General features: G+C 71.6%; 27 protein-coding genes. 10 read left to right on the forward strand and 17 right to left on the reverse strand.

Features of this window, described 5'->3' with window-relative positions; all coding sequences use genetic code 11:
* Window positions 1-13 precede the first annotated feature (13 nt).
* Window positions 14-739 (reverse strand): TetR/AcrR family transcriptional regulator, encoded by a 726-nt coding sequence (locus AC0VYM_RS06670; protein WP_475460176.1) that lies wholly within the window; start codon window positions 737-739, stop codon window positions 14-16.
* A gap of 78 nt (window positions 740-817) precedes the next feature.
* On the opposite strand from AC0VYM_RS06670, the gene AC0VYM_RS06675 reads away from it, so the two are divergent.
* On the forward strand, window positions 818-2,323 hold the full coding sequence (locus AC0VYM_RS06675) for an MFS transporter (RefSeq protein WP_475460178.1): 1,506 nt from the start codon (window positions 818-820) through the stop codon (window positions 2,321-2,323).
* Window positions 2,324-2,335: 12 nt separating this feature from the next.
* Here AC0VYM_RS06675 and AC0VYM_RS06680 read toward each other — a convergent pair whose 3' ends face one another.
* The 3 genes from AC0VYM_RS06680 to AC0VYM_RS06690 all read right to left on the reverse strand — a co-directional run bounded on the left by AC0VYM_RS06680 (window position 2,336) and on the right by AC0VYM_RS06690 (window position 4,452).
* Window positions 2,336-3,235 (reverse strand): GlxA family transcriptional regulator, encoded by a 900-nt coding sequence (locus AC0VYM_RS06680; protein ID WP_475460180.1) that lies wholly within the window; start codon window positions 3,233-3,235, stop codon window positions 2,336-2,338.
* Between the two features lie 12 nt (window positions 3,236-3,247).
* Window positions 3,248-3,859 (reverse strand): isochorismatase family protein, encoded by a 612-nt coding sequence (locus AC0VYM_RS06685; protein WP_475460182.1) that lies wholly within the window; start codon window positions 3,857-3,859, stop codon window positions 3,248-3,250.
* A gap of 143 nt (window positions 3,860-4,002) precedes the next feature.
* Window positions 4,003-4,452 carry an N-acetyltransferase family protein gene (locus tag AC0VYM_RS06690; RefSeq protein WP_475460184.1) on the reverse strand — a complete coding sequence of 150 codons (450 nt, stop codon included), beginning with the start codon at window positions 4,450-4,452 and terminating at the stop codon, window positions 4,003-4,005.
* A gap of 108 nt (window positions 4,453-4,560) precedes the next feature.
* On the opposite strand from AC0VYM_RS06690, the gene AC0VYM_RS06695 reads away from it, so the two are divergent.
* Entirely contained in the window at window positions 4,561-4,797 is a 237-nt protein-coding gene (locus AC0VYM_RS06695) for a hypothetical protein (RefSeq protein WP_475460186.1), read from the forward strand.
* 1 nt (window position 4,798) lies between these two features.
* Here AC0VYM_RS06695 and AC0VYM_RS06700 read toward each other — a convergent pair whose 3' ends face one another.
* Complete coding sequence (locus tag AC0VYM_RS06700) at window positions 4,799-5,617, reverse strand: TIGR03619 family F420-dependent LLM class oxidoreductase (RefSeq protein WP_475460188.1); 819 nt, start codon at window positions 5,615-5,617, stop codon at window positions 4,799-4,801.
* Window positions 5,618-5,876: 259 nt separating this feature from the next.
* On the opposite strand from AC0VYM_RS06700, the gene AC0VYM_RS06705 reads away from it, so the two are divergent.
* Window positions 5,877-6,695, forward strand: coding sequence for an aldo/keto reductase (locus tag AC0VYM_RS06705; RefSeq protein ID WP_475460190.1), 819 nt, complete (start codon window positions 5,877-5,879; stop codon window positions 6,693-6,695).
* A gap of 418 nt (window positions 6,696-7,113) precedes the next feature.
* The gene (locus AC0VYM_RS06710) at window positions 7,114-8,001 is read left to right on the forward strand and encodes an alpha/beta fold hydrolase (protein ID WP_475460192.1); all 888 of its coding nucleotides are present in this window, start codon (window positions 7,114-7,116) and stop codon (window positions 7,999-8,001) included.
* A gap of 85 nt (window positions 8,002-8,086) precedes the next feature.
* On the opposite strand, the gene AC0VYM_RS06715 is transcribed toward AC0VYM_RS06710, so the two are convergent.
* Window positions 8,087-8,686 carry an HAD family hydrolase gene (locus AC0VYM_RS06715; protein ID WP_475460194.1) on the reverse strand — a complete coding sequence of 200 codons (600 nt, stop codon included), beginning with the start codon at window positions 8,684-8,686 and terminating at the stop codon, window positions 8,087-8,089.
* A 391-nt stretch (window positions 8,687-9,077) separates the two neighbouring features.
* Here AC0VYM_RS06715 and AC0VYM_RS06720 point away from each other — a divergent pair, with 391 nt between their 5' ends.
* Window positions 9,078-10,796: a BCCT family transporter gene (locus AC0VYM_RS06720; protein ID WP_475460196.1), complete on the forward strand. Its 1,719-nt coding sequence runs from the start codon at window positions 9,078-9,080 to the stop codon at window positions 10,794-10,796.
* A 16-nt stretch (window positions 10,797-10,812) separates the two neighbouring features.
* Here the strand turns inward: AC0VYM_RS06720 and AC0VYM_RS06725 are convergent, their stop codons facing one another.
* Window positions 10,813-11,643, reverse strand: coding sequence for a phosphotransferase (locus tag AC0VYM_RS06725; RefSeq protein WP_475460198.1), 831 nt, complete (start codon window positions 11,641-11,643; stop codon window positions 10,813-10,815).
* A 99-nt stretch (window positions 11,644-11,742) separates the two neighbouring features.
* Between AC0VYM_RS06725 and AC0VYM_RS06730 the strand changes: the two genes are divergently transcribed.
* Window positions 11,743-12,507 carry a nucleotidyltransferase domain-containing protein gene (locus AC0VYM_RS06730; RefSeq protein ID WP_475460200.1) on the forward strand — a complete coding sequence of 255 codons (765 nt, stop codon included), beginning with the start codon at window positions 11,743-11,745 and terminating at the stop codon, window positions 12,505-12,507.
* Between the two features lie 169 nt (window positions 12,508-12,676).
* On the opposite strand, the gene AC0VYM_RS06735 is transcribed toward AC0VYM_RS06730, so the two are convergent.
* Window positions 12,677-13,651: a GNAT family N-acetyltransferase gene (locus tag AC0VYM_RS06735; RefSeq protein WP_475460202.1), complete on the reverse strand. Its 975-nt coding sequence runs from the start codon at window positions 13,649-13,651 to the stop codon at window positions 12,677-12,679.
* A 264-nt stretch (window positions 13,652-13,915) separates the two neighbouring features.
* On the opposite strand from AC0VYM_RS06735, the gene AC0VYM_RS06740 reads away from it, so the two are divergent.
* On the forward strand, window positions 13,916-14,689 hold the full coding sequence (locus AC0VYM_RS06740) for a class I SAM-dependent methyltransferase (RefSeq protein WP_475460204.1): 774 nt from the start codon (window positions 13,916-13,918) through the stop codon (window positions 14,687-14,689).
* Window positions 14,690-14,695: 6 nt separating this feature from the next.
* Here AC0VYM_RS06740 and AC0VYM_RS06745 read toward each other — a convergent pair whose 3' ends face one another.
* From AC0VYM_RS06745 to AC0VYM_RS06755, 3 genes are all read right to left on the reverse strand, one after another.
* Window positions 14,696-15,046: an antibiotic biosynthesis monooxygenase family protein gene (locus tag AC0VYM_RS06745; protein ID WP_475460206.1), complete on the reverse strand. Its 351-nt coding sequence runs from the start codon at window positions 15,044-15,046 to the stop codon at window positions 14,696-14,698.
* Between the two features lie 89 nt (window positions 15,047-15,135).
* Window positions 15,136-15,942 carry an SDR family oxidoreductase gene (locus tag AC0VYM_RS06750; RefSeq protein ID WP_475460208.1) on the reverse strand — a complete coding sequence of 269 codons (807 nt, stop codon included), beginning with the start codon at window positions 15,940-15,942 and terminating at the stop codon, window positions 15,136-15,138.
* 78 nt (window positions 15,943-16,020) lie between these two features.
* On the reverse strand, window positions 16,021-16,440 hold the full coding sequence (locus tag AC0VYM_RS06755; protein ID WP_475460210.1) for a hypothetical protein: 420 nt from the start codon (window positions 16,438-16,440) through the stop codon (window positions 16,021-16,023).
* 240 nt (window positions 16,441-16,680) lie between these two features.
* Between AC0VYM_RS06755 and AC0VYM_RS06760 the strand changes: the two genes are divergently transcribed.
* Window positions 16,681-17,169 (forward strand): GNAT family N-acetyltransferase, encoded by a 489-nt coding sequence (locus AC0VYM_RS06760; protein WP_475460212.1) that lies wholly within the window; start codon window positions 16,681-16,683, stop codon window positions 17,167-17,169.
* A 235-nt stretch (window positions 17,170-17,404) separates the two neighbouring features.
* Here AC0VYM_RS06760 and AC0VYM_RS06765 read toward each other — a convergent pair whose 3' ends face one another.
* A complete protein-coding gene (locus AC0VYM_RS06765) occupies window positions 17,405-17,734 on the reverse strand; it encodes a hypothetical protein (protein WP_475460214.1) in 330 nt (109 codons plus the stop codon).
* Between the two features lie 358 nt (window positions 17,735-18,092).
* Here AC0VYM_RS06765 and AC0VYM_RS06770 point away from each other — a divergent pair, with 358 nt between their 5' ends.
* Complete coding sequence (locus AC0VYM_RS06770) at window positions 18,093-20,042, forward strand: SGNH/GDSL hydrolase family protein (protein WP_475460216.1); 1,950 nt, start codon at window positions 18,093-18,095, stop codon at window positions 20,040-20,042.
* Here the strand turns inward: AC0VYM_RS06770 and AC0VYM_RS06775 are convergent.
* Entirely contained in the window at window positions 19,996-21,117 is a 1,122-nt protein-coding gene (locus AC0VYM_RS06775) for an ADP-ribosylglycohydrolase family protein (RefSeq protein WP_475460218.1), read from the reverse strand. The genes AC0VYM_RS06770 and AC0VYM_RS06775 overlap by 47 nt on opposite strands.
* Before the next feature lie 275 nt (window positions 21,118-21,392).
* Between AC0VYM_RS06775 and AC0VYM_RS06780 the strand changes: the two genes are divergently transcribed.
* Window positions 21,393-22,226 carry a MetQ/NlpA family ABC transporter substrate-binding protein gene (locus tag AC0VYM_RS06780; RefSeq protein ID WP_475460220.1) on the forward strand — a complete coding sequence of 278 codons (834 nt, stop codon included), beginning with the start codon at window positions 21,393-21,395 and terminating at the stop codon, window positions 22,224-22,226.
* A gap of 51 nt (window positions 22,227-22,277) precedes the next feature.
* Here AC0VYM_RS06780 and AC0VYM_RS06785 read toward each other — a convergent pair whose 3' ends face one another.
* The 4 genes from AC0VYM_RS06785 to AC0VYM_RS06800 form a co-directional block, all read right to left on the reverse strand.
* Window positions 22,278-23,177, reverse strand: coding sequence for a F510_1955 family glycosylhydrolase (locus tag AC0VYM_RS06785; protein WP_475460222.1), 900 nt, complete (start codon window positions 23,175-23,177; stop codon window positions 22,278-22,280).
* A 67-nt stretch (window positions 23,178-23,244) separates the two neighbouring features.
* The gene (locus AC0VYM_RS06790) at window positions 23,245-23,892 is read right to left on the reverse strand and encodes a DUF305 domain-containing protein (RefSeq protein WP_475460224.1); all 648 of its coding nucleotides are present in this window, start codon (window positions 23,890-23,892) and stop codon (window positions 23,245-23,247) included.
* 112 nt (window positions 23,893-24,004) lie between these two features.
* Entirely contained in the window at window positions 24,005-24,469 is a 465-nt protein-coding gene (locus tag AC0VYM_RS06795; RefSeq protein ID WP_475460226.1) for a hypothetical protein, read from the reverse strand.
* A gap of 121 nt (window positions 24,470-24,590) precedes the next feature.
* Entirely contained in the window at window positions 24,591-26,228 is a 1,638-nt protein-coding gene (locus tag AC0VYM_RS06800) for a glycoside hydrolase family 10-like protein (RefSeq protein WP_475460228.1), read from the reverse strand.
* Between the last annotated feature and the right edge of the window lie 52 nt (window positions 26,229-26,280).

Consider the following 26,280-nt stretch of genomic DNA (forward strand, 5'->3'; position numbering starts at 1 on the left):
ATCCGGTCCCGGGTCAGCGGTCCGGGTTCACCGCGGGGGCCGCGCCGGACTGGGCGGCGATCCCGTCGAGGACCATGTCCAGGCCGGTCATCACCCAGTCGTCGTCCTCGTCGTCCCCGTGGTCGGGGGCGGAGCCGACCAGGGCGGCCACCCGGGGGAACGCGGACAGGTCGTCGCCACCGAGCCGTCTGCGCCAGGCCTCGCCGGGGCCCGTCCCGCGGGCGCCGGGCGCGCCGTCTCCGCTGTCCCGGGCGTGCGACGCCAGGCGCGCGCTGCCCTGGAGGTAGTGCGTGACCGCCATGATGGCCCGCCCGGCCTGCTCCGGAGTGAGTTGGAGCGGTTCCAGGGCGGTCAGTGCCCACTCCATCGACGCGAGCATGTGCGGGCCCGCGGGCGGGGCCAGGGTGGCGGTGGCGGTGAGCAGCCAGGGATGCGCCGTGTACATCTCCCAGTCCTGCCGGGCGAGCAGGCGCATCCGCGCGCGCCAGCCCAGGTCGCCGGGGTCGGGGTAGGCGTGGCGGGAGTGGAGGGAGTCGATCATCTCCCGGAGCAGCTCCTCCTTGTCGGAGACGTGCCGGTAGAGCGACATCGTCCCCGCGCCGAGCAGTGTGGCGACACGGCGCATGGACACCGAGTCCAGGCCCTCGGAGTCAGCGAGTCCGATCGCGGCCTCGACGATGCGTTCCCTGCTCAGGGTCTGTCCCGCCACACTCACCACCCGGTTCGCCGTTGCGGTCACGCTAACACTTGCGTACGGTGTACCCACCTGATGCGTACACCGTACTCACCACCCCTTCCTCGACCACACGGGACCGTCATGACCGCGCAGACCAGCCGTACCCATCCCCGACGATGGCTCGCCCTGGGCGTCCTCGTCGCCCCTGTCCTGCTCACCTCGATGGACATCTCGATCCTCTACATGGCCGTCCCCGCCATCACCGAGGACCTGGCGCCGACCACGGGTCAGACCCTGTGGATCCTCGACGCCTACGGCTTCCTCCTCGCCGGACTCCTCATCACGGCGGGCAACGTCGGTGACCGGATCGGGAGGCGGCGCCTGCTGCTGATCGGGTCCGCGCTCTTCGGAGCCGCGTCCCTCGCCGCCGCCCTCGCGACCTCGCCCGAGGCCCTGATCCTGGCCCGGGCCCTCATGGGTGTCGGCGGAGCCACCCTCATGCCGTCCACGCTTGCGCTGATCCGCAACGTCTTCACGGACCCCGCCGAGCGCACCTGGGCCATCGGGCTGTGGACGGCGGGCTTCGCCGGGGGAGCGGCGCTCGGCCCGATCGTCGGCGGCGGCCTCCTGGAGTTCTTCGACTGGGGGTCGGTCTTCCTGGTCAACGTCCCCGTCATCCTCGCGCTGATGGCGGTGGGCGCGCTGGTGCTGCCCGAGTACCGGGCCGAGCGCCCCGCCCCTCTCGACACGCTGAGCGTCGTGCTCTCCTTCGTCACCGCCCTGCCGGTGGTGTGGGCGGTGAAGACCGTCGCCGAGGAGCTCGCCGTGACCCCGGCCAGCGGGGCGGCGCTGGCGGCCGGTCTGCTCGGCGGGGCCCTGTTCGTCCGGCGCCAGCGGCGGCTCCCGGTCCCTCTGGTGGACGTGTCCCTGTTCACCAACCGTCGCTTCACCGGGGCGGTGCTCGCCGGTGCCCTCATGATGTTCTCCCTGGTCGGCATGATGCTCCACACCGCCCAGTTCCTCCAACTGGTCCAGGGGTTCTCCCCACTGCGCGCCGCCCTGCTGCTGCTTCCCGTCCTGGCGGCGGTGGCGGTGAACTCCGCGCTCTCCGCGGGCGCGGCCCGCAGGTGGGGGCACCGGGTCGTGTTCGTGACGGGCGCCCTGGTCTCGGCCGGGGGGATGCTGCTGCTCGGGCTCGCTCCCACCGATCCGCCCACCTGGTGGGTCCTGTTGGGATCCGCGCTGGTGGGAATGGGGGTCGGCCCGGTCATCGCGCTGGCGGTGGACGTGGTGGTCGCGGCGGTCAGCCCGGATCGCGCGGGCGCGGCGTCGGCGGTGTCGGAGACGGCCAACGAGTTCGGCGCCGCGCTGGGGATCGCGGTCCTGGGCACGGTCAGTGCGGTCGTCTACCGTTCCGCCGTCGAGGAACGGCTTCCGGGCGACGTCCCGGCCGAGGGGGTGGAGGTGATCGGCTCCAGTCTGGGTGCCGCCCTCGCCGTCGCCGGACAGCTGCCGCATGCCGCTCGGGAGCTCACCGTCGCGGCCCGGGAGGCGTTCGTGACCGGCATGGCGGCCACGGGGCTGGTCGGGTCCGGGCTGTTGCTCGCCCTGGCCCTGGGACTCATGGTGCTCCTGCGCCGGACGTGACGCGGGGAAGGGTCAGGTCCGGGAGCGCAGGCGGCGGAGCATGCGGGGGTCCTGGAACCCCACGGCCCGGGCGGCTGAATCCGCCGTCGCCCCCTCGGCCAGCAGCAGCTCGGCCCGTTCCAACCGCAATCGCTGCTGGTACCTCAGCGGGGTCAGTCCTGTGGCCTCACCGAACGCCCGGGTGAGGGTGCGTTCGCTGACCCCGAGCGAGGCGGCCAGGCCGCCCAGGGGGAGCGGTTCGGTGAACCGGGCGTCGATGGTGTCCTGCGCCCGGTGCACCAGGTCCACCGGGTGGTTCCGGAACCTCAGCACCGCGCTGGCCTGGGGCTCGTCCCCGTTGCGGCGGGCGTAGACCACCATCTCCCGGGCCACGGCGGCCGCCACGGACGGCCCGTGCCACCGGGTGACGAGGTGCAGGGCGAGGTCGATGCCGCTGGCAATGCCCGCCGAGGTCACCACCCGGTCGTCGGACACGTACAGCACGTCCGGGACGACGCGGGCGCGCGGGTGGCGCCGGGCGAGCCGTTCCTGGAGGGAGTGGTGGGTGGTGCACCGGCGCCCGTCCAGCAGACCGGCCTCCGCGAGCACGAAGGCCCCCGAACACACGCTCGCCACCGTGCCCCCGCGGGCGTGGTGGGAGGTCAGCTCCCCGATCTGCTCCGGGGTGGCGCGCGGAGGGGGACCGGAGGTCCGCCACCCGGGGACGAGTACCAGGTCGTCCGGGCCGAGCGCGGGCCAGGTGACCTCGGCCCGCAACCCGACCCCCTGGGCGGTGGGGACGTCGGGCCGAGCGGCGACGTGGCGGAGCGCGACCGGGTGGTCCGGTCCGGCCAGGGTGGAGAACACCTGCGCCGGACCGGCCAGGTCCAGCAGGTGGAGTCCGGGCAGCAGGAGGAAGACGATCGTACGCACGATCCGGTCAGCCTAGCCGAGGCCGTCGGCCACGATCCGGTCCACCGTGCGCACCTCGGCGAAGCGGCCGGACAGCGCGTAGACGGTGCGGGTGACGATGTCGCGGGGCCGCAGGGTCGAGGGGTCGTCGAGGACCTCCCGCAGGGAACGTCCGGGCGCGGACCCCGGGGCCTCGATGGGTTCGGTGGCGGTGGCGTCCACCGCGAAGGTCATGGCGAACCCCAGCTCCGATCCCATGCGGGTGGTGGTCTCGCAGCACTGCTCTGTGCGCACCCCGCAGACGGTGAGCTCCCGCACACCCCACCCGGTGAGCAGGCGCCGCAGGTCGGTGCCGGTGAAGGCGCTGTGCGCGGTCTTGGTCAGCAGGGTCTCGCCGCTCGCCGGGGCCAGCCCGGGCATCGGCTCCACGAACCCGCGCACGGGGTCGAACACGGTCCCGGTCCCGGGTTCGGCGTGCGTGATCCACACGACCCGGTCGCCCCGATCGCGGAAGTGGTCGACGAGTCGGCCGATCCGCACGGCGACCTCGGGATCGGAGGAGGCGCTCCAGCTCTCACGCTGGAGGAAGGACCGCTGCGCGTCGACGACGAGCAGCGCCGCGCCGGTACGGGTGTCTGTGCTCATACCCGAACCCTCGCAGCGTCCCGGGTGCCGATCCAGGCACGATCACGCTCGATGCCGGACCGATCCGGTCACCATGTGACTCGGGCGGGGTCTGGTGCGACCCCGCCACTCCTGGAACGGTCACGGTCGTACCCGGGTCCGGTTCAGACCAGTCTCTTCTTGAAGCCGACGTGGCTGGGCTCGTATCCCAGCCGCTGGTAGAAGCGGTGGGCGTCCTGGCGCTTGGCGTCCGAGGTCAGCTGCAACATCACGCAGCCGCGCCCCTGGGCCTCGCGTTCGGCCCACTCCAACAGGGTGGAGCCCAGACCGCCGCCGCGTTCCTCGGCGTGCACCCGGACCGCCTCGATCTGGGCACGGGTGGCCCCCTGCCGGGACAGGCCCGGAACCACGGTGAGCTGGAGCGTGCCGACGACCCGGCCGTTGCGGCGGGCGACGGCCAGGTACTGGTGCGGGTCGGCGTCGATGACCTCGAAGGCCTCGACGTAGCGGGACAGGTCGTCGGGCGTCTCCCGGCGGGCGCCCAGGGGGTCGTCCGCCAGCAGGGCGACGATCGCCTCCACGTCGGTCTTCAGCGCGCGTTCGATGGTGAGCATGGGCCCAACCTAGCGACCCGTTTCCGAGGGGCCCGGAGGCTTGGACCGGTTCCCCCCGGTTGGGCGTGGACTCTCCCGATCCGGGACACGGTCAATTACAGTTGACCCATGGACACCGAGCACCTCAGCGCCCTGGCCCGCGCCATGGACGGCGGCGACCCCCTGCAAGGACTGGACGCGGTGGTGCGGTTGAGGGGTGAGGCCGAGCGGGCGGAGGCGGTCCTCGTGCGCCGCGCGAGGAACGAGGGCGCCACCTGGGCCCGGATCGCGGAGTCGCTCGGGGTGACCAAGCAGGCCATCCACAAGAAGTACGGCGGCCGGGGCCTGCTGGGCAACCAGAAGTAGTTCAGCGCAGTGCGGCCACGAACCGCACCATGCGCTCCCCGAAGCCCTCCGCCTCCCCGAACCACACGGCGACGGAGTCCGCGCCGGTGGTCGCCAGCTCACGGAACCGCGCGACCGCCCGCGCGAACTCCTCCTCGCCCCCGGTCCACGCCATCCGCACCCCGGTGGCCACCGGGCGGTGGGTGAGCTCACCCAGCCGCGTGCGGGCGGCGCGGAAGACCTCCGGGTCCGGGTCCACGCCCTGCCACTCGTCGCCCCACGCGGCCGCTCGGCGCAGCGCCGGCTCCGAGCCCCCGCCGACCATCACGCGCACCCGTCGCGGCGGACGCGGCGCGAACACCCCGCGTTCGTACTCGTGGAACCGGCCGTGGAAACCCCCCTCACCCTCGAACAGGTGCCGCAGCAGCGCCAGCGCCTCGTCCGCCCGGGCGCCCCGGGTGGCGAAGTCCGACCCCACCGCCGCGAACTCCTCGCGGGACCACCCCACGCCCACTCCGAGCGTGAACCGGCCCCCCGACAACTCGTCCAGGGTGGCCACCTGTTTGGCCAGCACGAAGGGGTCGCGCATCGGCAGCACCAGGACGGACGTGCCCAGCCGGACCCGTTCCGTGCGGGCCGCCAGGTACGCCAGGGTGACGAGGGGTTCGTAGACGCCCCCGAACGCGGTGCCGTAGGGCGCGGGCGGCAGGAGGTGGTCGGGCAGCCACACGGTGTGGGCGCCCAGTTCCTCGGCGCGTACGCCCAGGTCGACGAGGGTCCGCGCGGGGGTTCGGGGCGACTCGTTGGGCAGGACCACCTGGAGGCGGGTCGGCTCGCTCATGCGGCGACCGTATCCCGGCTGCTCCCCGCTGGTCCCGCGCTTCGGAAACCGACCGAGGCGACCGCGACCCCCTTCCCCCGGCCGTGTCGCCGGGATTGACCAGCCGGGCCACCGGCGCCGGCGGGGATCCGATTGGTCGCCGCGCGCCGCTCGGGTCTACCCTCGGGTCGCGCGGGCGGGCCGGAACCGGCCCCCACCTGCGCGGGGTCGTGGCGAGCCCCGAGTCGCGACCCGCACGCCACCGTCGAAAGGCATCCCCTTGCAGTACGTCACACTGAACAACGGCCTCACCATGCCGCAGCTCGGCTTCGGTGTCTGGCAGGTCCCCGACGACGAGGCCCACCGGTCCGTCTCGACCGCGATCGAGGCCGGGTACCGCAGCATCGACACGGCCCGGATCTACGACAACGAGAAGGGCACCGGCCGCGCCATCGCCGACTCCGGCGTGGCCCGCGAGGACATCTTCCTCACCACGAAGCTGTGGAACGACGACCAGGGCCACGACAACGCCCTGAGGGCCTTCGACGCCAGCCTGGAGCGCCTGGGCACCGACTACGTCGACCTGTACCTGATCCACTGGCCCACCCCGGCGCGCGACACCTACGTCGAGACCTGGAAGGCGATGGAGCGCGTCCACGCCGAGGGCCGCGCCAGGGCGATCGGCGTGTCCAACTTCACGGCCGCCACCCTGGAGCGCCTCGTGGGGGAGGCGGAGGTGGTGCCCGCGATCAACCAGATCGAGCTGCACCCCTACTTCTCGCAGTCCGGGATGCGCGCGGCCAACGCCGCCCACGGCCTGCTCACCGAGGCCTGGAGCCCCCTGGGGCAGGGGAAGGGGCTCCTGGAGGACCCCGTCCTGGTCGAGATCGGCGCCCGCCACGGCAAGTCGGCCGCCCAGGTCGTCCTGCGCTGGCACCTCCAGCTCGGCAACGTCGTCATCCCGAAGTCGGTGACCCCGGCGCGCATCCGGGAGAACTTCGACGTGTTCGACTTCGAGCTGACCGCCGAGGACATGGACCGGATCGGCTCGCTCGACCGCGACGGCCGGATCGGCCCGGACCCCGCCGAGGTCAACTAGCCGACGACCCGGCCGTGTTCCTCGTCACGGTCACCCTCCCCGGGCCCGCCGAGTCCCGCTCGGCGGGCCCCGAACATCCCATCACCCTCTGTGCACGTCATGGGATCAGAGGTCTGGTCTCAGGGGTGGTCATCGGATCCCGAACGCCCAGAACCGCACCGGGTCCGTACCAAACTTCACTCGGCCGAATGTCCACTTTCGGACGAGATGAGCAACCCTTACACCAGGGCAAACACCAACAACCCGTGACACATCGGGAAGGGTAGGAGTCCGTTGTGCGCGGCTGGTCAGCGACACCACACCGGGTGCCCCCGCTCCGGAGTGGCGGGGGGCCGAACAGAGGCGTACAGTCCTCTCTGGTGCGCCGGGAAAGTTCACGCGGCGGACACCACATCTCTCTCTACGCGAAACCAGATCCATGACCGTCGTCCCCCTGCGCACAGCGCGCGTGTACCGCTCCGTAACCGCTGAGCGGTCAGTGCACGCCTGGTGCCACAAAGCCCTGAGCCAGTGGCCCGAACTCGGACCCCTTCCGCCCATGGAGACCCGGCTTGGCCCCACACAGGCCTTCCGCGCCTCGGGTGGAAGCGGAACCCCGGTCCTGGTCCTGTCTGGCACCAACTTCAACGCCGCCACCACGGTTCCCGCCGCCCGCGCGCTCGCCGCGGACCGGCCGGTCCTGCTGGTCGACCTTCCGGGACAGCCGGGTCTGAGCTGCAACCAGCGGACCGCGGGCGCCCGGATAGAGGCCTACGGTGGGTGGCTCGACGACCTGCTGCCCCAGATCACGGACGGCCCCGTCATCGTGCTGGGCCACTCCAGGGGCGCCGCGATCGCGCTGTCCTCGACCCCGAACCCGCTCGTCGCGGGGATGCTCCTGCTCAACCCGGCCGGGTTGACCGCGGCGGGTGTCAGCTCGGAGTCGATGCGGGCGACCCTGCCGTGGATGATCCACCCCAACGAGCAGACCAGCACCAGGCTGATCGAGTTCCTCAGCGGTCCGTCCACGGACACCGGCTGCGAGGAGCACCGCTCCGAGGCCGAGTGGCTGACGCTGGTGGCCCGTCACTGCCGCACGCACTCCACGCCGACCCCGCTGCACGCGGAGTCCTTCCTGGCCTGGTCCGGTATCCCGGTCCGGGTCGCCACGGGGTCGCACGACCCGTTCTTCTCGCCCGCGCGCCTGCACGGACCGGCCCGCCGGTTCCTGAACACCGACGTGCGGACCATCGAGGGGGCGGGACACCTGTCCCTGTACGAGCAGCCGGAGAGGGTCGCGGAGCTCCTGCGCGAGTTCGACGCCTGACCGGTACCGCCACGGACCACACCGACGACACCGACGACACCGACGCGCCACTGGTGGCGGCCGCACGACCGCCACCAGCCCGTGCTCAGTCCCGGCCCAGCGCCCGCCGCAGTTCGGGCGCCGACGTGAACACGTGTCCCCGGAGCCCCAGTTTCCCGGCGGCCTCGACGTTGGTCCGGTTGTCGTCCACGAACAACACCTCACCGGCGGGGACGCCCATGCGCTCCAGGCACCACCGGTAGGCCCCGACCTCGGGCTTGGCGTGGCCGATCCGGCAGGAGAGCCCCCGCGTCGGGAACAGGTCCAGTACGCGGGAGTGTCTCTCCTCGAAGCGCGCCGCCAGTTCCGGGGGGATGTTCGAGAGCAGCCCGAGCGGCACGCCCGCGTCGGAGAGCTCCGTCACCAGCGCCACCGAGTCCTCGTTCAGCCGCGACCAGCTGTCCAGGTCCAGCGCGACCAGCCGTTCGATCCGCTCCGGACCGAAGGGCTCACCGAGCAGTTCTCCCACGGCGCGCCAGTAGGCGGGCCCGTCCAGGTCGCCCCGGTCGTAGTCCTGGCGCGGGGCCCAGTACGCGGCCCAGAAGGCGGCGTGGTCGTGTCCGGAGTACTCCACCATCGCGGCGCGGACCGTCGGTGACTGGTCCATGGCGACCACACCAAACATGTCGAACAGCACTGCTTCCACGAGGCACTCCCAGGGTCGAACGGTCGGGGGGTCGGTTCGCAGGCCCTCCTTCCCCCACAGGCACGCGACGAACCTCCTTTCACGGCCGTCCCGGGACCGGTCGGCGGTACCGCCTGGAGGCTGACCCTGACCCCGGTTCGGTGGCTTTTATCGCCTTTTCTGGTGAAACATGAGCCGATGAAGTTTTGTCAGCTTTTGTCGACCGTTTTCAGAGGGCTTTCTCGGGGTGGTGGTTCTTTGTCCCGTGAGGGCCGGTTTCGCTGTCAGAATGTGGGCATGTGACCAAAGAGAAGACGTCTGCCCTTTGCGCCTCTCTGCCCGAGGCCGACTGGTCGGGGAAAGGATGGGCCCCGCTGGTCGAACCAGCCCGAACCACCAGAAAGCAGCCGGTATGATCGAAAAACTGGCACGGAAGCTGGGTCTGGAGACGAACCCGGCGATCTTCTTCGTCTCGGCGTCGCTGACCGTGTTGTTCGTGGTCTGCGCGATCACCTTCACCGATCAGGTGGACCTGGTCTTCGGTGCCACGTCCGAGTGGATCCTGTCGCACCTGGGGTGGCTCTACATCCTCGGTGTGACCACCTTTCTTATCTTTCTCATCTGGATCGCTTTCAGCCGTTTTGGGCACATTCGTCTGGGCCCGCCCGACAGCAGACCGGACTACAGCAACCTCACGTGGTTCTGCATGCTGTTCGCGGCTGGAATCGGAAGCATCCTCATGTTCTGGGGTGTGGCCGAACCCATCAGCCACTACGCCAATCCCCCGCAGGGAAACGCCGCGCCCGAGACCGTCGAGGCCGCGCAGCAGGCCATGGGCTTCACGCTGTACCACTTCGGCCTGCACACCTGGACGATCTTCTGCCTGCCCGCCCTGGCCTTCGCCTACTTCGTCTACCGCAAGGGCCTGCCCTTCCGGGTGAGTTCGATCTTCCACCCGTTCCTCGGTGACCGGATCAACGGGCCCTTCGGCCGGGTGATCGACATCTTCGCGGTCCTGGGCACCCTCTTCGGTGTCGCGGTCACCATCGGCCTCGGCACCATGCAGATCAACAGCGGGCTCAACACCCTCTTCGGCGTCGAGGAGAGCCGTGTCAACCAACTGATCCTCATCGCCATCGTCACCTGCGTCGCCGTGATCTCCGTGGCCACCGGCCTGGACGTGGGCATCAAGTGGCTCTCCCAGATCAACATCATCATCGCGGTGGCGCTGCTGGTGTTCGTGTTCGCCGCCGGATCCTCCCTCTACCTGGCCAAGGGAGTCATCGAGACCACCGGCGTGTACGCGCAGTGGCTCATACCGCTCTCGTTCTGGAACGACACGTTCGGCAACACCGGCTGGCAGGGCACGTGGACGGTCTTCTACTGGGCGTGGACCATCACGTGGTCGCCGTTCGTCGGCATCTTCATCGCCCGCATCTCCCGGGGCCGCACCATCCGCGAGTTCGTGCTGGGTGTGCTGGGGCTGCCCACGGCCTTCAGCATCGTGTGGTTCAGCGTGTTCGGCCTGTCGGCCTTCGACATCGAGATGAACCAGGGCGGCGGCCTGGTGGAGGAGGTCGTCGGCCAGGGGGACATCCCCGGCGCGTTGTTCTCCTTCCTCACGCACTACCCGTGGACCACCTTCGTCTCGGCCATGTGCATCGTCATCGTGATCATCTTCTTCACCACCTCGTCGGACTCCGCGTCCCTGGTGGTGGACATGCTCTGTTCGGGGACGGAGGAGTCCCCGACCCGCCAGCGCGTGTTCTGGGGCATCACCGAGGGTGTGGTGGCCGCGACCGTGCTCACGGCCTCCGGCGTGGGCGGGTTGGACGCGCTGCAACAGACGATCATCGTGTTCGGGCTGCCGTTCTTCGTGATCGGCTTCTTCATGATGTTCTCCCTGGTGCGGGCGCTCCAGGCGGAGACGGCGGAGAGCTCCGGAGTCCAGCGGGGCCGCCGCGCGCCGCTGTCCGCCCGGTCACGCAGGCTCCGCCGCCAGCACAGGCGAAACCGCGGTCCGTCGTCCGGCGGCAACGGCAACGGCAACGGCGGGAACGGAGGCAACGGCAAGGGCAACGGGAACGGAAACGGTCACGGGAAGCGGGGCGACGGGGCCCTGGAACCCTGAACCACCGGGCCACGTGTCACCCCCGGGGCACCGGCCAGAAGAAGTCGTCGACTCCGAAGTGCAGGGAGAGCAGTTCGGGGTCGACGCGGTCCCGGCCGTAGGCGTCCAGGAACCGGTCCGCGTCCGCCTGGCCGAAGTGGGGGTTCAGGTGACTGAGCAGGCTCCCCACCATCGCGGCCAGGTCCCGGTGCGGGTCGGAGATCCCCGCCTGGCCGAGGTCCACGAGCCCCCACCCGAGGTCGGCGGTGACCAGGACGTTCGGCAGGCAGAAGTCCCCGTGGGTCACCACCTCCGGCAGGGGACCGGCCCGCTCCACCCGCCGCTCCACCTCCGCCAGAGCACGGGCCGGGTCGGTGCCCTCGTACCGGCTCCCCCGCCAGGAGCGCTGGACCAGACCCGCCGTCACCCGCTCCCGGGCCTGCTCCAGGTTCTCCGCCAGTCCCTCCCGGAACACCACTCGGCCGACGTGCGACGCGTGGATCGTGCGCGCCGCCTCGGCCAGTACCTCGACCAACCGGGGGTGTTCCCGTGCCGCCCCCGGCTCGTGGGCCGGTGTGCCGGGCAGGTGGGTGGAGACCACCCACCGCGACGGCCCCTCCGGCCGTGGCTCGGACTCCAGGACACGCGGCGTCGCCAGGCCGAACCGTGCCATCCACACCGTCCGCGAGATCTCGTCGTCGAGCTCCTCCGCGAGGTCGGGGCGGTCGGTCGGCACCCCCTTGAACACCGCGACCGGGCGGCCGGTGCCGTCGTACAGGCGGAACACCCGGGCCCCGGACAGCCCCACGTGCACCTCCTCCGGGCGCAGGTCGCGCAGGGCGGGATCCTCGAAACGCGGCAGCTCCATGCCCACAGCCTAGGAACCGGGGTGACCGTGGGCCACCGGTTTCCACAGGCGGGAGGAACGGGGAGCGCGACCCGGCCCGGTACGGCCATCATGGGAACCATGACCCTCACGGACGAACACTTCCTCACGGCCACCGCCGACCGCCTCGCCGCGCTCCCCGGGGTCGAGGCGGTCAGCCTCGGCGGATCGCGCGCCCAGGGGACCCACCGGGCGGACAGCGACTGGGATCTCGCCGTCTACTACCGCGGCTCCCGGGAGGAGTTCTCCCCCCGCGACCTGCGCGACGTCGGATGGGAGGGCGAGGTCTCGGAGATCGGCGGCTGGAGCGACGGCGTGTTCAACGGGGGCGCCTGGCTGCGGATCGACGGCCGCCCGGTGGACGTCCACTACCGCGACCTCGACGTGGTGGAGCGCGAGCTGGCCGAGGCCGAGCACGGCCGGTTCCGCGTGGAACCGCTCATGTTCCACCTGGTGGGCATCCCCACCTACCTGGTGGTGGCCGAACTCGCCGTGGGCCGGGTCCTGGTCGGGGACCTGCCCCGCCCCGGCTACCCGAACGCGCTCCGGCGGAGCGCCCCGCCGCGCTGGCGCGGGTTCGCCTCGGCCACCCTCGCCTACGCGGAGCGCGACCACGCCCCGCACGGGCGGGTGGCCCAGTGCGCGGGGATGATCGCCCAGGCGGCCTCGTACACGGCCCACGCCGTGCTGGCCGCACGGGGGGAGTGGGTGACCAACGACAAGGCCCTGCTGTCCAGAGCCGGGTTGGAGGAGGTGGACTTCGTGGTCGCCGGGATGACCGCGGACCCACAGGACCTGCTCGCCGCGGTCGCGGAGACCGGCCGCGTCATCGCCGGGGCCCGCTGACCCGGCCACGCCGCGCCGAGGGAGGGGCCGCAACCCCTGCCCCCGGGCGGTCGGGAACCTACCTGGACCAGGTCGTGCCTTGGGCGGTCGGGAACCTACCTGGACCAGGTCGTGCCTTGGGCGGTCGGGAACCTACCTGGACCAGGTCGTGCCTTGGGCGGTCGGGAACCTACCTGGACCAGGTCATGCTGACCACACCGCTGATGGTGTCGTACCCGACCCGGGTGAAGGCCTGGGCCATGGGCACGTTTCCGACGTCCGTCGCGGCACGGACGTACGTGACGCCCTCCCGTGCCAGGACGCGGGTCCCCTCGACGAGCAGGTCGTCGATGTAGCCGTTGCCCCGGTGCTCGGGCAGCACGGCGATGTAGCTGATGATCGGGTGGTAGGCGTTGCGCGCCGGGATCACGAACCCCACCGGGGTGCCGTCGGGGAGCGTCGCCACCCGCCACCAGGAGCGCGGTGTCGAGTAGTTCGCGAACTCGTCGGCGAAGTTGGCCGCCGCCACCTCCTCGGAGGAGCGTTCCCGGAGGTCCATCCGGTCGTGGGCGTCCAGGGTGCCCTCCAGGGCACGGGCCATGAGGCCGAGGATGTCCTCGGTGCCCTCGACACCCCGGTACACCAGGCGGCCGCTGTCCTCGGGGAGCGGGTTCCCGGCCCTCCACTCGTAGCGCAGACGCTCCACGAGCGGGACCGCGCCCGACTTCTCGACGACGGCCAGGCGTTCACCGACTCGGCGCCGGGAGCGCTCGTCGTCGCGCCAGTCGGCGACGTCGAAGCGCAGGAACTCGGGCGGGGGAGTGGTGCCCTGGGCGACCGGGACGCCGTCGGGGAACAGGGCCGCGTTGGCGGTGCTCAGCAGGGCGTCGGCCACGGCCACGCGGTCGACCTCCTCGGCGTCGTCGTCCACGTCGAGCAGGTCCAACAGGAAGGGGGAGTCGTCCTGGGTCCGGCACCACCAGGACAGGCGGGCCAGGAGGCGGTCGCCGTCGAGGGCGACCCACATCCAGGAGGGGCGCCGACGGTCCTGGGCGAGGTCGTCGGCGAGCTCGTCGTTGAGCACGTAGGGCATCCGGTTGAAGAGTCCGAGCTCTTCGGGACCGGTGATGGGGCGGAGGGTCAGGTTGTTCGGAAGAACGGTCAAGGCTGCACCTTCGGTGTGTGCGCCCGCCGTCACCGGGGTCAACGGTGGTCGTCGACCCGGGAGGACACGGACGCGGTGATCACGGGGAACATCGGATGTGCCTCCTTTCGCTTCGTCGCCGCGGCCGGGGGTCGGCGCGGCCCTAGTAGTTGTACCGACGCTCTCGCGGCGCCGCAACCCCTTTGCGGGACCGGGGCGCAGGTTGTCCACAGGCGGGACGAAAGCGGTTGGACCGGTGCCGTCGTGGTGGGCGACGATGGGTTCATGATCCGAGACTTCGACGCCCTCATCGACGAGGCCGCCGCCGAACCGACCGAGGGCTGGGACTTCTCCTGGTTCGAGGGCCGGGCCACCGAGCAGCGCCCGTCCTGGGGGTACCAGCGCGTCATGGGCGAGCGGATGGCCCGCGCCACCGCCGCCCTCGACCTCCAGACCGGCGGTGGTGAGGTCCTCGCCGGAATCCCCGTGTATCCGCCGCTCACCGTCGCGACCGAGGGGTGGCCGCCCAACGTCGTCGAGGCCACCCGGCTGCTGCACCCCAGGGGTGTGGCCGTGGTCGCGGACCCCGACCGACCCCCGCTGCCCTTCGCGGACGCCGCCTTCGACCTGGTCGTGTCCCGGCACCCCGTCACCGTCTGGTGGGACGAGATCGCCCGCGTCCTCACCCCGGGCGGCACCTACCTGGCGCAGCACGTGGGGCCGTCGAGCGTGTTCGAGCTGGTCGAGTACTTCCTCGGCCCACAGCCGCAGGAGACGCGCGAGGCCCGACACCCTGACCACGACCGCGCCGGGGCGGAGGCCGCCGGGCTGGAGGTCGTCGACCTGAGGTCGGAACGGCTCCGGATGGAGTTCCGCGACGTCGGCGCGGTCGTGTACTTCCTGCGCAAGGTCGTGTGGATGGTCCCCGGCTTCACCGTGGACGCCCACCGCGACCGGCTCCGGGAGCTGCACGAACAGATCGAGGAGCGGGGACCGTTCGTGGCCCACTCGTCCCGTCTCCTGGTCGAGGCCCGCAGACCGGAGCGGTCGCGGGGGTGAGGCGGCTCAGCCCGCCTTGACGTGCTGGACGACCTCGAAGCCCCAGATCTCGCTGTTGGTCGCCGCCGGTCCGCCGTGACCGCCGTGGGCGTGGCCGTCCTTCCTGGCGTCGGCCGCGGCCTGGGCATGGCCCTTCCGGAAGGCCTGCCCGTTCACCCAGTTCTGGAAGTCCTCCTCGGACCGCCAGCGGGTGTACACGAGGTACTTGTCGGTGCCCTCGACCGGCCGCAGCAGCTGGAACTCCTCGAACCCCTCCTGGTTCTCCACGAGTCCGGCCCGCTTGGCGAACCTCTCCTCCAACGTGGAACCCTCACCCTCGGGAACGGTCAGGACGTTGAACTTCACGACACTGGTCACGCGTGTACCTCCGGACGGTCTGATCCCTGTCAGGGCCAACCTAAGGGACTCGACGCGCCAGCTCACGGCGGGCTCCCCGGAGGGACGGTTCACCCCAGGCCGTGCTTGCGGGCCACGACGCGCAGCATCGCGGCGCGGGGCAGCAGCCGCCGGAGCGCGAACACCAGCGGCGCGTTGCTGCCCACCGCGTACAGCGGGCGCGGCCGCTTCGCCTCGATCGCGCCCAGCACCGTCCGGGCCACCCGCTCGGCGGAGATTCCCTTGGCCTCGTTGGCGTTGAGCGTGTCCACCATGGTCCGGTACTCGTCCCGGAAGGGGGAGTCGTCGCCCACGTACTGGGTGCGTCGCTCGCTGATCCCCGTGTTGATCGACCCCGGCTCCACCGTGGTCACGCCCACCCCGAACGGCGAGACCTCGCGCCGCGCGGCGTCCGCGAACCCCTTCACCGCCGCCTTGGTCGCCACGTACGAGGACCGGTACGCCAGGGGGAAGCTGGCCAGCATCGACCCCACCATCACCACGCGCCCGTACCCGCGGGCCCGCATCCCCGGCAGGACCAGCTGGGTGAGGCGGACCGCGCCGAACACGTTGAGCCGGAACACCCGCTCCACGGCGTCCATGGGCAGTTCCTCGATCGGCCCGTTCTGACTCTCGCCCGCGTTGTTGACCAGCACGTCCACCTCACCGGCTGCACGCGCGCAGGCCTCGACGGACGCGTAGTCGGTCAGGTCCAGGGCCAGGTACTCGACCCCGGGCAACGGGTCGGAGACCCGCTCCGGGGCGCGGCTGGTACCGAACACGCGGTAGCCGCGTTCGACGAGGGCGGCGGCCACGGCGGCCCCGATCCCGGAGGAGGCGCCGGTGACCAGCGCGGTGCGACGAGGGGAGGAGGACACGGGGGTGGCCCTTCGGGTCGGGGAGGGGTGGGCCCGCACCACAGTAGCCGTCCCCCGCCCGGAACCCGGAGGTCGGGTTCAGTCCCTGTCGCAGCCCTCCAGCACCAGCGAGAGTCCGGCGCCCAGCAGCCAGAGGTCCTTGGACAGGGGGGTACCGTTCGCCGTGGGTGCGAGGCTGCCCGGCTTGCGCATTCCGGGCGTGCGCAGGTACATGCCGAGCAGCCCGACCGCGAAGGCGCTCAGCCCGGCCCCGGCGAGCCGGTTCGGCACGAGCGGCACCAGCAGCGCGGTGCCCAGGGTGATCTCCCCGGCGCACAGGAGCCGGGCGAAGGTGACCGGGTCGATCTTGTCCAGGAACGGGTACGTGCCGACCGCCATCCCGTGCAGCCCCATGGCGGTGTCCTCGTCGGCGCCGCGCTTGTTCAGCCCGGAGTTGAGGATGGAGGCGCCTGTGGCGAGGCGCAGGACCAGCTGGTGGGGGCGCAGAGGCAGTTTCACGGGGACTCCGGAGCGAATCGACATCGACTTTGGGTAACGAGAATGCTACGTGGAGTAGTCAGCATGTGGCGGTCCCGGCGCACGGGTGTCGGCCGATCGTTTCCGCGCCCGCAGTCCGGTGGGGGCACGGAACCATCGTGGGCGCGGCCGCTCGATGCTCGACTCGGCCCCGGAGGCGGTGACGCCCGGCTCGATTCCGCAGCGGCTTTTTCGTGTGTTGGGCCGTCCTACAGTCGTGCCATGAACGACACACCCCCCGCCCCCCGTCTCGCCAGGATCACCCCGGAGAACGTCGGAGCCGCTTGTGACCTGCGCGTCCACCCCAACCAGGAACGCTTCGTCGCCCCCGTGGAACGGTCCCTGGCGGAGGCCTACGCGGCCCCGCCGAACGTGGCCTGGCCCCGGTTGGTCCTCGCCGGTGACGAGGTCGTCGGTTTCGTCATGGGAGGTTTCGACCCCGACAGCGAAATCGATGCCTTCCGCTGCGGGATCTGGCGACTGAACGTGTCCGCCAGGCACCAGGGCCGGGGCTACGGCAGGTTCGCCGTGGACTCGGTCGCCCGCGAGGCTCGCCGTCGCAGGCAGAACCGCATCACGGTCCTGTGGGTACCGGGAGAGGGCGGCCCCGAGGGCTTCTACCGGGGCGTGGGTTTCGATCCGACCGGAGAGGTTCTGTTTGGCCAGGTGGTCGCTGAGAGGTTCCTGGGCCAGGCTGCTCCCGCCGAGTAGCCTCGCGCGGCTCGGGTCCGTCACTCATCGCATGACGGGCCCGGGGTCTCCGGGGGAGCTCACCCGCCCGTCCCCACAGGGTGGGGCCTCAGCACTGAACGCCAGACCGACCACGGTCGTGGCACCTCGCCGGACGGCGGGCACCGGGGCCGGGGAGGCTAACCCGCTCGGTCCTGGAGGTCACGCGGTTTTCCCGGTGCCCCGGTCACCCGGGGACACCCGCGCCGTTGTGGGGTCAGCCCTGCCCGAAGCGGTCCCGGGCCTCGTCCGCGGCGGCGCCCATCGGGTCCTCAGCGATACCGCCGAGGGTCTCCGCCTGGTCCTGGAACCCCTGGACGCCCTCGGACACCTGGTCCGTGACGCCCTCGGTCACGCCGCCCAGGGCGTCCTCCGCGTACTGGCCGTAGTCCTGACCCACCAGGTCCTGGCCGGTCTCCTGGAAGGTGCCCATGGCCTCCTCGGCTCCGCCGCCCACCTGGTCCAGGCCCTGCGTCACCCCGTCCGTGACCTGTTCCGCCGTATCTCCGAACAGACCCTTGAACCAGTCGATCACGTCACTGAACATCGCTCTTCTTTTCTTCCATGGGCCGGGGCCCGGATGGCAGTCGTCTGCACCCTTCTACCCGCCTGGAGTAAGTACCCCGTAAGGGTTTCCAGTGCGGCGAGGGGCCCCGGAGGCCACCGTGAAGCCCGCGTTCTGGCCGCGGGTCACCAAAGTCCGAGGGCACATCCTCGACCTGCGGAAACGCGGGACGGAAGGCATCAGTCCGATCACTCTCCGTGGTTTTCACTCCCACGGGCAGTCGGGGCTCGACATCATGTGAGAGCAGCGCCACACGAAGACGAGGACCAACGGAGGCCCCGTGGGCAGGCAAGGGTTGACCAGGATCGCGGTGACCACCGTGGTCACTGTGAGTATAGGGATGGCTACGGGCTCTGCCGTCCAGGCCGACGAGCGGGAGGCCGAACCCCTCGCCTACGTCGCGCTCGGGGACTCCGCGGCCGCCGGGCCCCTCATTCCGGACCAGGACCCGAACATCGCGTGCCTGCGCTCCGACCGCAACTACCCCCGCGTCGCCGCCGACCTGCTCGGCGCCGACCTCACCGACGTCACCTGCTCGGGGGCCAAGGTCTCCGACTTCTCCGGTCGGCAGTTCGGGCTCCTGGCCCCGCAGTACGACGCCCTGAGCGAGGAGACCGACCTGGTCTCCCTGACCATCGGCGGCAACGACGTCGAACTGGTCGGCGCCGCGCTGAGCTGCGTCAACCTCCTGCGTGAGCCGCTCGGCCTCTCCTGCGAGGAGCGCTTCACCCGGGGCGGCACCACGGACCGCGTCGCCGGGGACATCGACGCCTGGGAGCCGGTGCTCGACCAGGCCCTCACGGAGATCCGGGACCGCGCTCCCCAGGCCGAGATCGTGGTCGCGGGCTACGGAACCTACGTCCGCGAGGGCGGCTGCTGGCCGGTCCAGCCCGTGTGGGGCCGCGACGCCGACTACATCCAGGGATCGGTGAACCACCTCAACGAGGTGCTGGAGCGGCAGACCCTCGCGCACGGCGGCACCTACGTCGACCTCGCCGCCGCCAGCGAGGGGCATGACGTGTGCGCGCCGCCCCGCGAGCGCTACCTGGAGGGCCTGGTCCCCACCAGCGTCGCGGCCCCCCTGCACCCCAACGCCCAGGGGAATGGCCGCCTTCGGCGCCGCCCTGGCCGAGGCCGTCGGCGTCCCCCAGCCAGCCGAGGCACCCTGACCGGACCCGCGAACGGCCGGGCCCACCCGGCCGTTCCGGGACGTGGTGGCGGACACGGGCAAAACCCGTGGCACCGGTGGGTCCGGTCCGTGCATGATGTCGGGGCCGACGTCACGCCTGGAGGAACGCACATGATCGCCCGGATCGACCCGCACGACGCCCACGCCTTCGAGTCCTGGTACGAGGCCTACCGGGAGGCCTGGATGGAGGGGCGGGGGACCGGGGCCGCCATCCCGCGCGAGGCCCTGCGCGGATCGGTGACCACGGAGCGGGACGACATCGCCTACCAGCTCCACGCGGCCCACGAGGGGGACCGGGTGGTGGGCACCCTGATGCTGGAGCTCGGCCTGAAGGAGAACACCGAACACGCCGACGTGTCCGTAACCGTCGTCCCCGACCGGCGCCGACGCGGTCTGGGAACCCGGCTCCTGGCTGTGGCCGAACGGGAGATGGCGGAGCTGGGACGCACCGTCGCGGCCACCGAGGTCCCCGTCCCGGCCGGGGAGTCCAGGCAGACCTGGCCCGGCGCCCGCTTCGCGCTCGCGCACGGGTTCACCGTCGGACTGGAGGAGGACTCGCTCCTCCTGGACCTGCCCGTGGACCCGGCACTCCTCGCCCGGCTCCGCCCGGACACCGGCGCCTACCGGATGCTCGAGTGGACCGGCGCCTGCCCCGACGACCTGGTCGAGGCCTACGCCGACCTGTACACGGTCATGCAGCGGGACATGCCCGCCGGGGACCTGACGTACGCGCCCGAGGTCTGGGACGTGGAACGCGTCCGCGCGTTGGAGGCTCGGCGCGCGGCGACGGGCACGGTCGCCCTGGTCACCGTCGCGCAGGCGCCCTCGGGTGAGCTCGCGGGCTTCACGGTCCTGTCCCTGGTGGAGGGCGAGGACGTCGTGGGCCAGGAGGACACCCTGGTGGCGGGCGCGCACCGGGGCCACCGCCTGGGCCTGGCCCTCAAGGTCCACAACCTGGAGCGCCTGATCCGCGACTTCCCCGACCGCCCGGCGGTGCGGACCTGGAACGCCGTGGGCAACGGGTACATGCGCGCCATCAACACGGCCCTGGGCTTCAGGGTCGAGGAGCGCTACCTCGAACTCGAACGCGCGGACGCCTAGGGGACACCCCGGTCCAGGATTCGTCCTCGGTCGAGGGCGGGCAGGGGCCGTACTCCAGCGCGGCGTCGGCGGCCAGCCCGATCACGTGGCCCCGCACCTCCAGCCGGGACTGCCAGTCCCCGGGGAAGGCGTGCACCCCGTACCGGGCGCCGACCAGGCTCCCGCACAGCGCCCCGAGGGTGTCGCTGTCCCCCGAGTGGTTGACGGCCAGCCGCAGCGCGGACCGGCCGATCCCGGACACGTTCGGTTCTCCTGGTGAGCGGGCGAGGTCGTCGGCGCGCAGGGCCACGCACACCGCCACCGCGAGGGCTTCCTCCGAGGTCCACCCGTGACCGAGTTCGGCCAGGTCCCGGGCGGTGGGGACACCCGCGTCGGCCTTCGCCGCGGCCGCGTCCAGCGCCCGGGAGACCTCCTCGTGGCCGGTCCGCTCCTCCAGCAGCTCGCGGGCCCGCGTGAGGGAGGCGGTGATCTCCCCGCCCCGGACCAGCCCCCAGATGGTCGCGGCGAACACCCCCGCGGCCAGGTGGGCGGTCCGGTGTCCGTGGGTCAGCGCCGCCACCCGGGTCGCGAGCTCGAAGGCGTCCTCCGCCGCGCGTACACCGAACCCGCACGGGGCCACCCGCACCACGGCCGCGCATCCCTTGGAGTTGTTGACCGGCGCGGGGCGGTTCCGCGCCTGGCGCAGCGCCGCCACCGTGGCGGCGCCGTAGCCGCGAGGAGCGTTCAGGGGGTCGTCGGAGTCCAGCGGCCCGGGGCCGTCGTCCCGATGGATGCGCTCCCATTCCAGGTAGGCGTCGAGCACCATGCCCACGGACGCCCCGCCGATCCCCCTGTTCCGCGCGCGTACGGAGGCCCGGACGAGGGCGTCACAGGTGCGCAGGGTCAGCTGGGTCTCGTCCGTGATCGCACCGATCCCGTAGGAGCCTTCGACGTACTCGGTGAGCCCCTGGGGGCCGTGGCGTTCGTGGATCTGGTCGAGTCCGAGTCCCTCGACGGGGGCGCCGAGCGCGTCACCGACCGCGCCGCCGATCAGGCAGCCGGTCAGGCGGTCGGGAAGGGGGTGGGGGGTCCGCATTGCTGGATGCTAGGCGCCAGCGGTCCCGCGTACAAGCCCGGCGGGACGGGCTCTTCCGAAGCGCGGCGCTCGGTGACCCCGGCGCGGGACCCGCGGTGAGCGGTGTGCGATCCTTCAAGGGTTGACCATCGCCCTTCGGGCTGGTCAGGGCCTGTGCGGTTGGTCACGAGGGCTGGGATTCCCGGTTATCTCTGATTTAAGATCGGGTTAATAGGAAATTCGGGACGTTCCTCCCGTCTCCTGAACCACAAGCCCGCAGTACGCAAAGGACCCTCATGCGCCGCGCCACACTCGCCGTCCCCGCCGCTCTGGCCCTGTTCGCGGTGACCGCCTGCGGTGCTCCCTCCGAGAACGCCTCGGCCCCCTCCGACGGAGCCGACACCCTCGTCGTCGGAGCCACCGCCGTCCCGGCCGGTGACATCCTCGCGTTCGTCCAGGAGGAACTGGCCGCCGACGCCGGCCTCCACCTGGAGATCCAGGAGTTCTCCGACTACATCGCCCCCAACACGGCCCTCGCGGAGGGGCAGCTGGACGTCAACCTCTACCAGCACGAGCCGTTCCTCCTGGAGTTCAACGAGGGCAACGGCACCGACCTGGTCGCCGTCGAGCAGATCTACCTGCCCCCGCTCGGCCTCTACTCCAACCGTGTCGACTCCCTCGACGAGCTGGAGGAGGGCGCCGAGGTCGCGCTCCCCAACGACCCCACCAACGAGTTCCGCGCGCTCCTCCTGCTGGAGGAGGGCGGCCTGATCACCCTCGCGGACGGGATCGACGAGGCCACCTTCAGCCTGAACGACATCGAGGACAACCCCCTCGACCTCGACTTCCGCGAGGTGGAGGCGGCACAGCTGCCCCGCTCCCTGGACGACGTCGACGCGGCCATCGTCAACAACAACTACGCGCAGGAGGCCGGGCTGGACTTCGAGGAGGACTCGATCCTCCTGGAGGAGGTCGAGGGCAACTCCTACGTGAACGTCCTCGCGGCCCGCTCCGACAACGCCGACGACCCCCGCGTCGCCACCCTCGTCGAACTGCTGACCTCCCCGGAGACGGTCCAGTTCATCGAGGACGAGTACCAGGGCAGCGTCATCCCCGCCACCACGGGCTGACCCGGCCCGGAGGGGCTCCCCCCGGAGGGGGGAGCCCCGGCGCTCAGGGCGTCACCAGCCGTCGAAGGTGGCGCCCCCGTCGGTGGAACGAGCCACGTGGAGGTCGGCCACCACGATGACCTGGTCCTCGTCGGCGTGCAACGCCTCCGGCGTACCGGGCAGCTCACCGGTGCGCTCCCAGCTCCCACCGGCGTCGTCACTGCGGTACACGCCGCCGTCCACCGCCACTCCGAACACCGTCGAACCCCCGGGGACCCAGTCCACCAGGGCCAGCGGGGGAGCGTCCGGGACCGCCTCGAACCCGGCTCCGCCGTCCGTGGAACGGACCGGTCCCTGCTGGGTGGTGGCCACGACGGTCCGCCCGTCGTCCGAGACGGCCAGGGCGGCCGCCTCCACGTCCGGGTCCAGGTCCGTCCACTCGACGCCGTCCTCGGTGGCGCGCAGCGCGCCGTCGAAACCGACCACCAGGTCACCGGCGGAGGCCAGCGCGTGGAAGTCGGACTCCCCGGCCAGGGAGAGGGCCTCCCAGCTGCCGCCGCCGTCCCGGGTCTCGATCAGCCCGACCGGGTTCGGCATGTCCGTGTCGCCCTCCGGGTGCCCGCTGGCCAGGTAGTGGCCGGGGCCCTGGACCGCGAATCCCATGAGGTCGATCGCCGGGCCGACGTGTGTCGGGACCGTCGCCTCCCGAGTGCGGCGGTCCGGCGCGGGCAGCGTGTACAGGCCCGCGTGCGAAGCCACCAGGACCTCGCCGGACTCCGGGTCCACCCCGGCACCGTGCACGTGCTGGGCCTGTTCGGGCAGGGCGACCCCCACCGTGTTGCCCGAGGCCGCCCCCGCCCCCGCCCCCGCCTGGGCGCTGTCACCGTCCCCGTTCGAGCAGGCGGAGGCGACGGTGATCAGTCCCGCCGCGGCCATCGCGGTGAGGGCCCGTGTGCGTGTTCCGTTTTTCATGTCTCTCCCTCTCGGTCCGACCTCGGTTCACGGGGGCGGCGCTTCGGGCGCCGCCCCCTCGTGGACCTCAGTGCTCCGAGTGGTCGCCCTCCTCGGTGGCCTCGGCACCGTCCTCGCCGGAGTCCTCGACGCCCAGCAGCTCGTTCATCTGCTGGATCTCGCTCTCCTGGGCGTCGATGATCTCCTGGGCCAGCTCGCGGGCCTCGGGGTTGACGCCGTCGTCGAGCTCGGTGCGGGCCATGTCCACGGCGCCCTCGTGGTGCAGCACCATGAACTCCAGGAACAGGGTGTCGAACCGCTCGCCCTCGGCGCCCTCCAACTCGGTCATCTGCTCCTCGGTGAGCATGCCGTCCATGTCGGAGTGGTCCATCTCGGACTCGCGGTCGGCCCCCCAGGAGTCGAGCAGCGTCTCCATCTGCTCGATCTCGGGCCCCTGGGCGTCGCGGATCTCCACTGCCAGCTCCTTGACCTCGTCACCCGCGCGGGTGTCGGCGAGGTCGGCCATCGTGACGGCCTGCTCGTGGTGGGGGATCATCATCTGCGCGAACATCACGTCCGCGTCGTTGTGCTCCGCCACCTGCTCCTCGCTCTCCGAGGTGGTGTCGGCGGCGTCGTCACCCCCGTCGCCGCAGGCGGTGGCGAACAGGGCGGTGGCGAGTGCGGCGGCCGCCGCGCCGAGGGCTCGCTTCTTCAGGGCACGCTGGTACGGGGTCATGTCGACCCTTCCTCTCGGTGGTCTCCTCGCCGCGCGGGAACCGGGTCCGGCGCGGCCGTCGGTGGCGCGTGGGCGCGGAGCCGACACGGGCGTGCCGGGTCCGCGCGGGCATCTAGACGCGCAGCACCTGGAGGCGGGCCAGCGAGGGTTCGTCGGGGGTGGGGAAGGGCGGCAGGGGAGCGCTGCGGAACGGGGCCACGGGTTCGGCCGGTGCCCCGGGCCAGCGCGTGAAGGCGACGGCGGCGACCCCCAGCAACACGACCACGAAGGACCCGAGGGTGAGGCAGACTGAGGTCGGGTCCAGTTCGGGAAGGTCCGACACGCTCGCGGAGGGTGCGGGGGAGACGCTCGCGGCGACGCGTTCGAGCGTGCCGTGGTCGTCCGTCGCGGCGTACAGGGAATCCGCGTGCGGGGCCTGTGTGGGCTGGGCCGACTGGACCGCGGCGGTCGAGGCGTGCGCCTCGTGCTGGAGGTGGCCCAGGGTGTGCATGGCCGAGAACCCGATGAGCAGCGCGGCGATCAGCAGGACCCGCGTCCAGGCGAGTCCCGCACGGCTGCTCGGTTCCGACGGCGACATGTGCGCCAGCATACCCTTACCCCGATGGGGTACGTGATCGGGTCGCGCGCACCGTTCCGGGAGGTCGCGCCGCACACGCGAGGGGCCCGGCACGGGTCGGTGCCGGGCCCCTCGGTCGTCGCTAGGGCAGGTACGCCGGTTTGCTGGCGCGGCTCTCGTGGTGCAGCCGGTGCACGGCGGTCACGTGGTACGTGGTGTCGGCGGACTCGGGAACCGCGTAGACCGCGGTGCCGTCGTCGCCCGCGCGCACGGTGCCGAGCAGGTTGCGCGGGTCCTCGATCCCGCACGGCGCCTGCCCTCGGACGGGCTTGCCGTCGAAGGCGTACACCGCGTAGTACGCGGGCGCCTCGCCCGGTCCGGGCGCGATCTCCAGGGTGCCCCCGCCGTTCGCGGTCACCTTGGGCGGGGCCGGGACGGTCCCGCCGAGGTCCTCCTTGACCGGGACCAGCGCCGGGCTGGAGTAGTGGTCCTCGACGAGGATCCCCATGGCCTCCCGCGCGTTGGTGCGCAGCGAGGTGGCGCTGAAGTAGACGTCCCCCTGGACCCCGGGGTGGTCGCGGTTGAAGTCCAGGTGCGAGGAGAGCTCGTTCGGGTCCTGCCAGGCGCCCGCGTTGCCGACCTTGTAGGCGGCCTGACCGATGTACAGGTGGGTGCCGGTGCCCTCCGCGACCTCCTCCCACCAGGGGACCAGGGCGGCGTAGTCCGCGACGGGCAGCCCGATCTCCCAGTAGACCTGCGGGTTGATGTAGTCGAGCCAGCCCTCCAGCACCCACTTGCGGCTGTCCGCGAACTGGTTGTCGTAGGACTGCGAGCCGTTGGTGTCCGAGCCGTTCGGGTCGGTGCTGGCGTTGCGCCAGATACCGAAGGGGCTGATGCCGAACTTCACGTACGGCTTGACGGAGTTCACCGCCTCGCTCATGCCCTGAACCATGAGGTCGACGTTGTTCCGCCGCCAGTCAGCGATGTCGTCGAACCCGGCACCGTGCTCGGCGTAGGTGGCCGCGTCCGGGATCTCCTCGCCGGAGACCGGGTACGGGTAGAAGTAGTCGTCGAAGTGCACGCCGTCGAGGTCGTAGTTCTCGACCGAGTGCATCATCGCCTCGATCACGAACTCGCGTGCCTCGGGGATGCCCGGGTCGTAGTACAGCTTCCCGCCGTACTCGAACACCCAGTCGGGGTTCTGGCGGGCCGGGTGGTCCTCGACCAGGGCGTTCGGGTCGTCGTGCATGGCCACGCGGTACGGGTTGTACCAGGCGTGGAACTCCAGGTTGCGGGCGTGCGCCTCCTCGACCGCGAACGCCAGCGGGTCGTACCCCGGGTCGCCGCCCTGCTCACCGGTGAGCCACTCGGACCAGGGTTCGTACGGCGACGGCCAGAAGGCGTCGGCGGTCGGTCTGATCTGCACGAACACGGCGTTGAGCCCGTTGTCGACGGCCTCGTCGTACAGGTCGGTCAGGTCGGCCTGCTGCTGTTCCGGGCTCTGACCCTGCTCGGTGGGCCAGTCGATGTTCTGCACCCCGGCGATCCACTCGGCCCGCATCTGGTGCTTGGGCGGGGCCTCGGGGTCGGTCTCGCAGGGCTGTCGGTTCACCGGTTCCGGTGCGGCCGCGGCCTGCGGAGCGTGGAACAGCGCCGCGGTCAGGGCCGTGGCGAGGGCTCCCGCGAGGAACGCGGTCCGGGGGCGTGGTGCGGCGGTGCGGGGGAACGGAGCCGAGGCCTCGTGGTGTCTGGACGGTCGGTTCCGGTTCGGGTACGCCAAGGTTGCTCCTTCAGGCCTGCGCCGCACGGCCGGGGCCGCGGGGCGCCCCCGT

The organism is Nocardiopsis sp. iso_237 (assembly GCF_056173345.1).